At 66.1% G+C, this 10,973-nt stretch carries 13 protein-coding genes; 3 read left to right on the top strand and 10 right to left on the bottom strand.

All coding sequences use genetic code 11. The features are described 5' to 3' along the window. Positions 1 to 25: 25 nt before the first annotated feature. On the top strand, positions 26 to 226 hold the full coding sequence (locus ACWTSU_RS00630; RefSeq protein WP_455137969.1) for a hypothetical protein: 201 nt from the start codon (positions 26 to 28) through the stop codon (positions 224 to 226). Between the two features lie 30 nt (positions 227 to 256). Here the strand turns inward: ACWTSU_RS00630 and ACWTSU_RS00625 are convergent, their stop codons facing one another. The 6 genes from ACWTSU_RS00625 to ACWTSU_RS00600 all read right to left on the bottom strand — a co-directional run bounded on the left by ACWTSU_RS00625 (position 257) and on the right by ACWTSU_RS00600 (position 4,507). After that, on the bottom strand, positions 257 to 1,282 hold the full coding sequence (locus ACWTSU_RS00625; protein ID WP_455137968.1) for an aldo/keto reductase: 1,026 nt from the start codon (positions 1,280 to 1,282) through the stop codon (positions 257 to 259). Positions 1,283 to 1,291: 9 nt separating this feature from the next. Further along, complete coding sequence (locus ACWTSU_RS00620; RefSeq protein WP_455137967.1) at positions 1,292 to 1,624, bottom strand: putative quinol monooxygenase; 333 nt, start codon at positions 1,622 to 1,624, stop codon at positions 1,292 to 1,294. A 52-nt stretch (positions 1,625 to 1,676) separates the two neighbouring features. Further along, on the bottom strand, positions 1,677 to 2,213 hold the full coding sequence (locus ACWTSU_RS00615) for a flavodoxin family protein (protein WP_455137966.1): 537 nt from the start codon (positions 2,211 to 2,213) through the stop codon (positions 1,677 to 1,679). Positions 2,214 to 2,451: 238 nt separating this feature from the next. Further along, complete coding sequence (locus tag ACWTSU_RS00610) at positions 2,452 to 2,919, bottom strand: flavodoxin (RefSeq protein WP_455137965.1); 468 nt, start codon at positions 2,917 to 2,919, stop codon at positions 2,452 to 2,454. 66 nt (positions 2,920 to 2,985) lie between these two features. Then, entirely contained in the window at positions 2,986 to 3,927 is a 942-nt protein-coding gene (locus ACWTSU_RS00605) for an aldo/keto reductase (RefSeq protein WP_455137964.1), read from the bottom strand. 40 nt (positions 3,928 to 3,967) lie between these two features. Next, positions 3,968 to 4,507, bottom strand: coding sequence for a flavin reductase family protein (locus ACWTSU_RS00600; RefSeq protein WP_455137963.1), 540 nt, complete (start codon positions 4,505 to 4,507; stop codon positions 3,968 to 3,970). Positions 4,508 to 4,651: 144 nt separating this feature from the next. Here ACWTSU_RS00600 and ACWTSU_RS00595 point away from each other — a divergent pair, with 144 nt between their 5' ends. Then, positions 4,652 to 5,296, top strand: coding sequence for a TetR family transcriptional regulator (locus tag ACWTSU_RS00595; protein ID WP_455137962.1), 645 nt, complete (start codon positions 4,652 to 4,654; stop codon positions 5,294 to 5,296). A 196-nt stretch (positions 5,297 to 5,492) separates the two neighbouring features. Here the strand turns inward: ACWTSU_RS00595 and ACWTSU_RS00590 are convergent, their stop codons facing one another. The 3 genes from ACWTSU_RS00590 to ACWTSU_RS00580 all read right to left on the bottom strand — a co-directional run bounded on the left by ACWTSU_RS00590 (position 5,493) and on the right by ACWTSU_RS00580 (position 9,079). Further along, positions 5,493 to 6,740, bottom strand: coding sequence for an MFS transporter (locus tag ACWTSU_RS00590; RefSeq protein ID WP_455137961.1), 1,248 nt, complete (start codon positions 6,738 to 6,740; stop codon positions 5,493 to 5,495). 96 nt (positions 6,741 to 6,836) lie between these two features. Then, a complete protein-coding gene (locus ACWTSU_RS00585; protein ID WP_455137960.1) occupies positions 6,837 to 7,601 on the bottom strand; it encodes a TetR/AcrR family transcriptional regulator in 765 nt (254 codons plus the stop codon). Between the two features lie 272 nt (positions 7,602 to 7,873). Continuing rightward, positions 7,874 to 9,079 (bottom strand): DUF4190 domain-containing protein, encoded by a 1,206-nt coding sequence (locus tag ACWTSU_RS00580; protein WP_455137959.1) that lies wholly within the window; start codon positions 9,077 to 9,079, stop codon positions 7,874 to 7,876. A gap of 107 nt (positions 9,080 to 9,186) precedes the next feature. Here ACWTSU_RS00580 and ACWTSU_RS00575 point away from each other — a divergent pair, with 107 nt between their 5' ends. Further along, the gene (locus ACWTSU_RS00575) at positions 9,187 to 10,458 is read left to right on the top strand and encodes a DUF4236 domain-containing protein (protein WP_455137958.1); all 1,272 of its coding nucleotides are present in this window, start codon (positions 9,187 to 9,189) and stop codon (positions 10,456 to 10,458) included. Positions 10,459 to 10,463: 5 nt separating this feature from the next. Here ACWTSU_RS00575 and ACWTSU_RS00570 read toward each other — a convergent pair whose 3' ends face one another. After that, entirely contained in the window at positions 10,464 to 10,967 is a 504-nt protein-coding gene (locus ACWTSU_RS00570) for an NUDIX hydrolase (protein WP_455137957.1), read from the bottom strand. Positions 10,968 to 10,973: the final 6 nt, after the last annotated feature.

Below are 10,973 nucleotides of genomic sequence, written 5' to 3'. Positions count from 1 at the left end.
CGCGAGGGGTGTGGGGGGGTGGTGAGTGGGTGGCGGGGGGGGGTCGCCTTCCGCCCCCGAGGCCCGGATGCGCGGGGCGCGCTCGCTGCGCCTGGACGTCTTTGACAACAACGCGCCCGCCGCGGCGCTCTACCGCGCCTGCGGCTTCGCCGACCTCGGCGCGTTCACGCTTGAGCACAACGGCGAGTTCACGCACGTCTCGAGCCTCATGGAGCTCGCGCTCTAGGGGCCCCGCGGCCCGCGCCGGCGCGGCGGGCTACTTCCTGTTGGGGTCGTTGGTGCCCGCGAGGGGCTTCTCGCCGGGACGGGCGAGCGGGCCCACGAGCTCGTGCGCCACGTAGGGCTTCTCGAGAAGGTCCAGCTCGTCGGCGGTGAGCGTCACGTCGAGCGCCGCCACCGCGTCGTCCACGCGCGCCGGCGTGGAGCAGCCCACGATCGGCGCCGTCACGCCGCGCGCCCAGTGCCAGGCCAGCGCCACGCGCGCCATGGGCACGCCGTGCGCCTGCGCCACCCGCGCCACGCGCTCCACGATCGGCAGGTCGCGCTCGCGGTCGGCGTCGTACTTCTGGCGCACCGTCTCGTCGGTGGTGCCGCGCGCGCTGGGGGACTCCCAGGTGGGGCGGCACAGGTGCCCGGAGGCCATCGGGCTGTAGGGCGTGAGCGCCATGCCGTACTGGCGGCATACCGGGATCATCTCGCGCTCGTCCTCGCGGTACAGCAGGTTGTAGTGGATCTGGGCCGAGCTGAACGGCGTCCAGCCGTTCTTCTCGGCCACGACCTGCATGTCGTGCAGCTGGTAGGCGTACATCTCGCTCGCGCCGAGGGCGCGCACCTTGCCCGCGCGCACCAGCGCGTCGAGCGCCCCCATGGTCTCCTCGATGGGCGTACCGTAGTCAAAGCGGTGGATGATGTAGAGGTCCAGGTAGTCGGTGCCCAGGCGGCGCAGCGTGCCGTCGATCTCGCGACTGATGGCCGCGGCCGAGAGGCGCCCCTCGTTGAAGAAGACCTTGCTCGCCAGCACGACCTTCTCGCGCGGCACCCCGAGCTCGCGCAGGGCGCGCCCGATGAACTCCTCGCTCGTGCCCGCCGCGTAGCAGTTGGCCGTGTCGATGAAGTTCACGCCGAGCTCCAGCGCGCGGGCGATCACGTCGCGCGTGGCCTCGTAGTCGGCGACCCACTGGTGGCCACCCGCGATCTTCTCGCCGAAGCTCATGCCGCCCAGGCAGACGCGGCTGACCTCGATCCCCGAGCGCCCCAGCGGCGCGTAGCTCATCTGTGCCATGCCGGCCCCCTACTCCCGCAGGAACGCGGCGTCGTGGTCGGGCACGCCGGCGTCGTCGCTCACGTAGCGCTCCGCGCGCATGTGCAGGTCGTACTTGTCACGCAGCTCCGCGATCGTGGCCATGGCCGGCGAGGCGTGGTGCGCGTCGAGCGCCGCCTGGTCGGACCAGGAGTCGATCAGCAGCACGGTCTCGGGGTCGTCGAGCGGCTGGAAGTAGCGGTAGCAGAGGTTGCCCTCGCGCGCGCGGATCTGGTCGGCGGTGCCCGTGGCCTCCATCTCCTCCGCGAAGCGCCGGGCCGCGCCGTTCTCGCCGGTGTAGTACAGGTTCATCGTGATGGCCATGTTCCCTCCCTCTGCCGTGGAAAAGGGACAGTCCCTTTTCCACATGTCAATCCTACAGCGACGCGCCGAGCTCGAAGGCCTCGCGCAGGTGCCGCGAGGCGCGCGTCATGCCCGGTGTGCCGCACCCGTAGCCGAGCACCCGGCCGCGGTCGTGCATGTTGAGATAGCGGCAGAGCGTCTCGTAGTGCGCGACCAGCGCGTCGAAGGTCCAGTCGTCGGCGTTCCACGCGTCGGCGAGAAGCGCCGCGTCGAGCCGCCGGCCCGAGATGGCCGAGTTGTCCGAGCAGAACCGGTCGATTACGGTCTTGAGCTGGGCCGTCATGCCGTAGTAGTAGAGCGGTGTGGCCAGCACGAGCATGTCGGCGCCCAGGATCTTCTCGGTGATGGCGGCCATGCCGTCGCGCTGCACGCACGGCCGGGCGCCGTAGCCGCAGGTCACGCAGCCCGTGCACGGGTGCACGCCCGCGTGCGCCACGTCGATGCGCTCGACACTGTGCCCCGCCTGACGCGCGCCGCGCACGAACTCCTCCGCGAGCATGGCCGTGGAGCCGTCGCGGTTGGGGCTCCCCTGCAGGATGATGATGTTCACGTGCGTCTCCTCTCCGGGCGGCCCGCGCGGGCCCGCCACCTTGCGCCGGATTCCGGGTTTTGTCTGCCTTTTCGCTCCGACTATGTACACCCTCGACGACTATGTACACCACCAGCGGGATGGCCATTTACAAAACCCCAGCTCAGAGGTTGCGCTGATACACGCTACCCATCACTCGGGTGTACATAGTCGGATGGGGTGTACATAGTCGTACCGCCCGAGCATCCGTCGGCGGTACCTACAGGCCCAGACCGCGCGCCCAGGCAGCGACATCGCGGCCGTTGAGCAGCGCGCCCGGCTGCCACGCGACGTCCGGGTACTTCTCGGCAAGGCTCCTCTCGGCGCCGTCGATCCCGGACCCGCCCGAGGTCGCGAACGGCGTCACGCGCACGCCCGCGAGGTTCGCCGCCTCCACGAACGAGTCCACCACGCGCGGCTCCACGTACCACCAGATCGGGAAGCCCAGCAGCACCGCGTCGTAGCCGGACGCGTCCGGCGCCGGCTCGGCCAGCTCCGGGCGGCACGCGGGGTCGTTCATCTCGACGGAGCTGCGGCTGCGCTTGTTGCGCCAGTCGAGGTCCGCCGTCGTGTAGGGGTCGGCGGGACGGATCTCATGGAGCTCGCCGCCCACCGCCGCGGCCGCCTCGCGCGCCGCGCGCGCCGTGGTCCCGCTCGCCGAGAAGTACGCCACCAGCACCCTGCTCATATCTGCTCCTCTCCGCCGTCTGCCGCGGGGCCGGGACGCCCGAGGCGCCCCGGCCCGCACGCGCGGCTAGTCCATGACCTTCTCCCAGAAGCGGATCACGTCGAGGCCGAGCGAGTCGGCCACGCGCTCCAGACCCGCGACCTCCTCGTCGGCGAGCCGCACCGCGGCCGCCTCGGCCGCGTCGGCCACCTGGCCCGGCTTGGTCACGCCGATGAGCGGCAGCGTCCCCTTGGCCACGGCCCAGGCCACCGGCACCTGCGCGGGCTTGACGCCGTGCACCTCGGCCACGCGCGCGATCTCGGCGTTGATGACCTCGAGCTTGTCCATGATGGGGTTGTAGGTCTGGCCGCGCGCCGAGTCGGCCGGCATGGGGTTGGCCGTGGTGTACGTGCCCGTGAGCGCGCCCTGCTCGAGCACCATGTACGCGAAGAACGTGGCGTCGTTCTCACGGCACCAGTCCAGGATGCCCGAGGCCTCCGACGAGCGGTTGATGAGGCTGAAGTGGTTCTGCACGGCGCCCAGGCGCAGCCCGTGCGCGCGCAGGATCTCGCCCGCCTGGCGGATCTCGGCGAGTTTGTGGTTGGAGACGCCGATCACCGGCGCGTCGTCGCGGCCCTCGAAGTAGCGGGCCAGCTCCTCGGTGTAGCGCGGCGCGCCCACCGTGTTGTGGATCCAGTAGATGTCAAAGCGGTCGAGGCCCATGAGTTCGAGCTGCCGGGAGATCATGTCGGCCACCGGCGTGTCCGAGCTCGCGTCCGCGCACTGCGGGGTGAACTTGTCGGACACGAGGTAGCTGTCGCGCGGCAGGTCGGCGAGGAAGCCGGCGAGTGTGCGCTCGGAGGTGCCCATGCCGTAGGCGAAGGCGGTGTCCCAGAGGTTGAGGCCGCGCTCGCGGGCGGCGTCGAAGACGGGGCGCACGTCCTCGGGCGAAAGGCCGCCGCCAAAGGTGCCGTCGTTGCCCCAGGCCCAGGCGCCGAGCGCCACGGACGGATAGGCGATCTGACTCATTGGTGTCCCTTCTCGTGTTGCGGTTTCGGTCAGCGCGCGCCTACTTGAAGCTCAGGCACGTGCCGATCTTCTCGCCGGTGGCGTAGTAGGAGTAGGTGGGGAACTCGAAGAGCACCGGGCTGATCTTGCCGTAGTCGGGCTTGCCGGCCTCGTCGAGCTTGTCCTCCTCCACGAGCGTGGCGTCGATGGCCAGCACGAAGTTGTCGAACTTCTCGGTCTCGTAGGTGTCCACGACGCGGCAGGCCAGCGTCAGCGGCGCCTTGTCCGGCACCGGCGCGCCGTTGTCCGCCGGCGACCAGGCGAGAAGCTCCGACTTGTCGACCTTCGCCCCGGACGCCCCGCCCGCGCGATCGAGCTCGGTCAGCATCGCGCGGTCGCACAGGCTCACCGAGACCACGCCCGTCTCGCGGATGCCCTTGTTGGTGTGGTGGTTGGACATGCAGCTGATCATGATGCGGTCGTGGCCGATGATGCCCACGTGCGCGACCTGCATCCAGTTGGGCTTGCCGTCCACCATCGCGCCCACCAGGCAGGCGGGCGTGGGATAGAGGGCGAGCAGGCTCCCGAGGTCCTTCTTCATGTCGTATTCCCTTCGTCGCGTTTCTCTGTGCGACTTTAGGTTACGCAACGTCACGTATTTTGTAAAGGGTCAAGTGACGCCGATTCTTTTATTTTTGGGATAAGGCGGGATATAATCTGCCTATCGAGAAGCACAGGGGGACCCATGGCAGAGTTCATCAGGGCGCGCAGCGCCGAGCAGAAGGAGCAGCGCCTCGAGCAGATCAAGGGGGCCGTGCGCCGGCAGTTCGCGGAGCGCCCCTACCACGAGATCACGCTCACCACGATCGCCGACGAGCTGGGCTGGTCGCGCGCCAACCTCTACAAGTACGTGAGCACCAAGGAGGAGGTCTTCCTGCTGCTCGCGGAGGACGAAATGGGCGCCTACTTCGAGGCGCTTCTCGCCGCGCTCCCCGAGGGCTGCGGGCTCGCCGCGCCCACGATCGCCGAGGTGTGGGCCGGCATCGCCAACGCGCACCGCGAGTACTTCCGCCTGGGCGACCTGCTGCCCACCATCGTTGAGACCAACGTCGGCCTCGAGCGGCTCAAGGGCTTCAAGCGCGGCTACTACGACTACGTCGAGCGGATGTCCGGGCGCCTGGCGCAGATCCTGCCGATGTCGGCCGAGGACGCCTCGTGGGCGATCTCGGCGACCTACTACCACGCCGTGGGCATCACGGGGTACTGCTGGAGCAACCCGCTCGTGACGCAGGCCCTCGACGAGCTGGGCATCAGCCCGTACGCGCCGGACTTCCGCGCCGAGATGGCCGACTTCATCGGCATGTGCCTCGCCCGTCGCGCGCAGGCGTAGCCGCCGGACGAGAAGCGCGGGGCGCGGCGTCGGGGGGGTGCGCGGCCTTGGCGGGCTGTCGCGCGCCCCGTGAATCGAGTGCGCACTATTCGGGGCGAGTTTTTGAGAAACGGGTCCTTCTCGCCAGCGTTTTCCCAGTTCGCTGGTTACTGTTTGCCATGACATACTCGGAATAGCGCGCACTTGATGGGGCGCGTCACGGACGAGGCGGGCACACGGCGCGGCGCAGCCAGACGGCGCCCGCCGCGGGCGCGGCTGCCGCGAGAATGGCCACCGCCCAGGCCGGCACGAGGTCGAACGCGGCGCCGTAGACCGCCTGCCCGAGCGGCGTGACGAGGTTGGCAAGCATGACCGCGAGCGCCATGACCTTGCCCGTGAGGGTCTCGGGCGCCTCGCGCTGCAGGTGCGACGTCACCACGATCGAGAGCGCCGCGCAAAGCGCCATCGAGACGAGGTAGCACGCCACCAGGCCCGCGTAGGCGCCGAGCGGCGGCAGCGGCGCGGCCAGCACGAGCGCGATCGCCGCGATGCCCGCCGCCGCGGAGCCCAGGAGGGCGGGCACGCTGCGCAGGCCGAGGCCGCCCGGGCGCAACGCCACCACCGCGCCGCCAACGAGACCGCCCACCGCGAGCGTCGCCTGCAGCGCTCCGAGCAGCTGGCTGGACAGGCCGAGCGTCTGCGTGACCACGTAGGACGAGCCCACGTTGAAGAACGACGACCCAAAGAGGTTGACGAGCGTCGCCGCCATGATGACGCGCCACATGGTCGGACGCACGCGCAGGAAGGCCAGCGCCTCGGCCAGGTCGCCGCGGACCGTGGCGAGCGCGCCGGCCGTGCGCGCCGGCGGCTCGTAGGGCACGCGCACCAGGGCGAGCACGACCGCCCCCGACGCCGCGAAGCACGCCGCGGCCGCGGCCGTCAGGGGCCCCAGACCGAGGAAGCCGTAGACGAGCCCTCCCACGACCGGGCCGCCCATGCCGGTGAGCATGCCCACCTGGTTGGTCACGGCCACGGCCTGCTCGAGGCGCTCCGGCGCCACGAGGCGCGGCACGGCCGACTGCATGCACGGCTGGTAGAGCGCCTGGGCGGCGAACGCGCCCATGAGCACGCCCACGGTGGCCGGCACGAGCGCGGGCGTGCCCGAGAGCGCCAGGTAGCCGAGAAGCGCCGCGGCAAGGACGAGGTCGCACGCCGCCATGACAGCGCGCTTGCGCGTGCGGTCCGCGACCACGCCGCCGATGGGCGCGAGCACGAGGTACGGCACGTTGCCGAGCGCGATGACCGCGCCGTAGAGCGCTCCCGACCCGGTCAGCGCGAGCAGATGCAGCGGCAGCACGAACTGCAGGATCTCCATGCCAAGCAGCGAGAGGGCCTGCGCAGCCGTGACGGCCGCGAAGCCGGGGGTGAACAGGCGCGTCGCGGCTCCGTCCTTCTTGACTCCCATCGATCCTTCCTTTCATACGTTCGGTTGGTATGTATCTTCGAGCCGAGAAAAGCCGCGCGCGGCGGCCCTCCCCGCTCAGGCGAGCGTAGGCAAAGCTCAGCAGTTGCCTCCACCAACCGGCGGTTGCTTTTCGGGCGGGCAACCGGCGGGCGCGGCGGGCGCGGCGCCCCGGTCCTTCTCGACGCCCGGGTCCTTCTCGGCCATGGCGAACGGGCTCCACGCCTCGCGCAGGATGCGGCCCGGGTCGAGCGACTCCCACTCCCCGAGCTCAACCCCGAGCGCGCGGCACACGCGCAGGAACACCTCGACGCGGCGGGCAAACTGCTCCTCGTCTGCCACGGGATTGAACAGCGGCACCATCCAGAGGTTGGCCACGAGCAGCATGACCTCGGCGGTCTCGCGCGGGAAGTCACAGGTGATCGAGCCGTCGGCCACGCCCTCGCGGATGGCCGGCTCCACGTAGCCGCGCGCGGTCTCGAGGGCGTCGGCGTACTCGCGCGCGAGGATGCGGGCGCTCTGGACGGGGTCGGGCGAGGGGCGCATGGCGGACCAGAGCTCGGCGGAGGGACCCTCGGCGGACGCCTGATCGAGCGCGCGGATCTTCTCAAGGCCCGTGAGCGAGCGGTCGGCCATGACGCGGTCGCAGCGCTCGATGAGCGGGCGGTTGGCCCGCTCGAAGACGGCCTCGAAGATGTCCTCCTTGCTCTTGAAGTGGTGGTAGACGGCCCCCTTGGTGAGCCCGCCGAGGCCGTCGACGATGTCGGCCATCGTGGTGTGCTCGTAGCCGCGCGTGCAGAAGAGCTCCTCGGCCACGTCGAGGATGCGCCTCACGGTCTCCTCGGGGTGCGCGTTGCGCGCCATGGCTGCCTCCCGTTCCTCGTGGTGCCTTGGCGAAAACATACCATTAGTATGTATCGACGGCAAGGACGTGCAATCAGACGGCTCGCATTTCGCGAGCGCACGAATTTTTTGATATTCAGCCTTCCCACCAGCCCTTCTCATCAACAAAACACAAGTTTGTGCGAAAGAGAGACCGCCGAGAAACCATTCGATAAATTATCTTCTTGCACTCGCGAAACGTAGTAGGACGGCGGCAGCGCCGGGCCCTGCCTAGCTTCGGGCGAGAAAGGTGTCTACTGAGGCGGACTACACACCTTGCATGCGGTATAGCCCTGCGCCTTAGCCGAGGAGAGCGAGATGGGATGAGATGACTGCCGCAGGTAGCGGCATCCGCTCCGGTGATACTTCAACCCTGTATCAGTGATGTATACCGTCTGCTCAACGGGCTGGGTGTAGCTCTCTTGCTGCCTCTGCGCCTCCGCAGCAGCCGCCTCTTCCTGTTGCCTTTGAGCTTCCTCAGCAGCCGCCCTTTCAGCAGCGCGTTGCTGGGCGAGCTCCTGTGTTGCCTGCTCGTCCACTTTTGCTGAGATCAGAACGGGCACGTCATCACGCTTGTTGTAGGCAACGTGATACGACGAGATAACATAGACCGTATCGTCGACCGTAAAAGACCCTGGCTCAACAGTAAACGTATAGTCTCCGCTTGGGTAAGAGCTCAGGTCCTTGGTTTCCCCGAAGGCTATCTGGAACGAATCGCTAAACGATTCTCCCTCTTCCGTCGTTCCGGAGACACTCACGGATGCCACGTTCGTATCGTTTGGAACGTCTCCGTCACCCAACGAGAACGTAAGCTCTCCGTCCAAGGGAACCATTACAAGGGGAATGGACACATTGACGTCTTGCTCGAGCCCAAGTGTGCACTCGGCGTCTGGTTCAGAACCGCTCGCCTTGGACTCGAACAAAACATCTGTCATCTCGAGATCGTCGTCGTCAATCGAGAAGGAATAGGTTCCCGTCTCGTAATCCGTAATCTCATGAGGTGTATTCGGGGTAACCTCGAGAGTGTCTTGGAACTCGCTGCCTTGGTCAGTCTCCCCCGTCACCCGCACGGTTATATCTCCGTAGGAGGCTCGCCATTCCGGTGCGTCAATTGTGAGGGAGATGGTACCAGGACGCGGATCATACAAAGACAGGGCAAACGAGGCGAGTATGCCCGCAATGGCAAGAACGGTTGCCGCCCTGGGAGCCTTCTGACAATCACGCGGAACGCCGGACACATGTCGAAGCAGCAACGCGACGATGCCGATAACAGCTCCTACGAACGGCAGATACTGGCCGCACAAGCCGGCTACCAACGCCACAACACTAAGAACGAATGGCACGACAAATGACTTGCCCGAGGGATAGCGATACGACACTGATTCGAGCTCGGAGTCCGTGAGCCGGCCATCTCCGTCTTCAGGACATGCTCCATGCTGGTTGTTATCGTCTGTACCCATGTCAACCTCACCACTGGCTGGCAACGCATTTTGCTGCTACTTCAATACTTATAACTATACTAGTCTACGAAATGATCGAAGCGCTGCGTCTCTCACGGGGAGGCACGATGGGTTGGAGATTCAGAAAGACAATCAAAATCGCTCCGGGTGTAAAGCTTAACGTCTCCAAATCGGGGGTGAGCACCACCATCGGAACAAGGGGCGCGTCGGTAAATATCGGAAAACGTGGTGTATACCGCAACTTGTCCATCCCAGGAACAAGAATCTACCGCAGGGACAAAATAGCCGACGGACACGCATCCCCGGAACGGAAGACCTGCGTATCAACCGCCATTGCAGCCTCGGCAGGCGCCAGCCTCGATTCCCTCCCAATACACCCCGAAAGCCCCAGGAGTAGAGCAGCGATGCAAACAACCCCTTCCCTGCACGAGCAGCTAAGCTCAGACCCGTCCTCTCGTATGGCCGAGATTTGGAAATCCGCTCCCATGTTGTGCACCACGAGTACGCTAAACGATGACCTGCAACAGCTTGTCCCACTTCGATACGACAGGAAGGTCTTTAACGTTCCTAAGCCGCAGATTGATGAGCTTGTTGAAGAAATCTCTCGGGAAGCGGACAGCGAAGTTAAAACACTTGCGTTCTGGAAGTCATATCGTCTCAAAAACGATTATGTAAAGGAGCGTATCAAGGAGCGGTACTCAGCTGCATTTGACGCTTGGGATAAGAGACGCCAGTCTTTCGAAGCCGAGGAATCGGAGCGAGAGCGCAAGCAGAACAAAGCGTTTGACAAACAGTATGACAAGCAAGTAGAGAACATCAAGAATCGGCTGGAGGGCAACGCTATTTTCATGTCCTCTGAGTCCCGCAGAATTATCTCCAACCTAGATGTCCCTCTATCAGACCACCTCACTTGCTCGTGTTCCGTACTGCGCGCCTCCAACGAGTTGTTTCTGGATGTATCACTGCCTCCCATTGAGGACTTGCCAGCCGAAGAGCTAGTTACACTAAAAAGCGGCAAAACCAAGGTCAAAGCAAAAACTCAAAAGAGATTACGCGAGGACTATGCCTGTTACGTTTTCAGTCTTCTCTCTTATCTGTCGTCAAAGCTGCTCAATATGAGCCCCACGCTGCATCAGGTCACAAGTTCAGCCCACACGCTGCGGAAAAACAAGGCTGGAGACGAGGTTGACGAGTACATCTACTCGGGCATATTCCCAAGGGCAACCGTTGACAGTGCTCTGAAGAATCGCCTCGACGCCGAAGAACTTTGTCTGAGCCTCGAGAACCGCTGCAATATGACCAAGACGAAAATCTTCAAGTCAATCACTCCTCCTGCTCACCCAGCAGAGACCGACGATGAGGGGAGACTGACCGACTGAAAGAATCACTCTTCCAGTGCGAAGAGGGCGCGACTCGCGCCCGCCGACCGCCAGGCGGCCATCGCGGTCAGGCGCTCGCGCGTCGAGGCGGCCAGCGGCTCGGGCAGCGCGTCCGGCGCGAACCACCCCACCGCAAGGCTCTCGTCATCTGCCACGTGCGGCTCCGCTCGGCCACCCTCCGCGACGCGGCACAGAAACATCAGGTCGAGGTACTGCGTCTGGTCGCCGTTGGCGTAGACCGTGAGCTCGCGCTGCGCCCGCACGCGCACGAGGTCGGTGGGCACCACGTCCACGCCCGTCTCCTCGGCCACCTCGCGCACCACCGTAGCGGCCGGCTCCTCGCCGGGCTCGTTGATGCCGTAGACGAGCGCCCACTCTCCGGTATCGGCGCGCCGCCCCAGCAGCAGACGGCCGGCGCCGTCCTCCACGTAGGCGGTCACGCCGATCAGCCACAGCGGGTCGTGGCCGATCTTCTCGCGCAGGCGCAGGATGAACTCGGGCGTAGCCATGCCCTC

The organism is Thermophilibacter sp., from assembly GCF_966187215.1.
The sequence above is the reverse complement of the archived record's forward strand: the minus strand, read 5'-3'. Positions and strand labels throughout refer to the sequence as shown.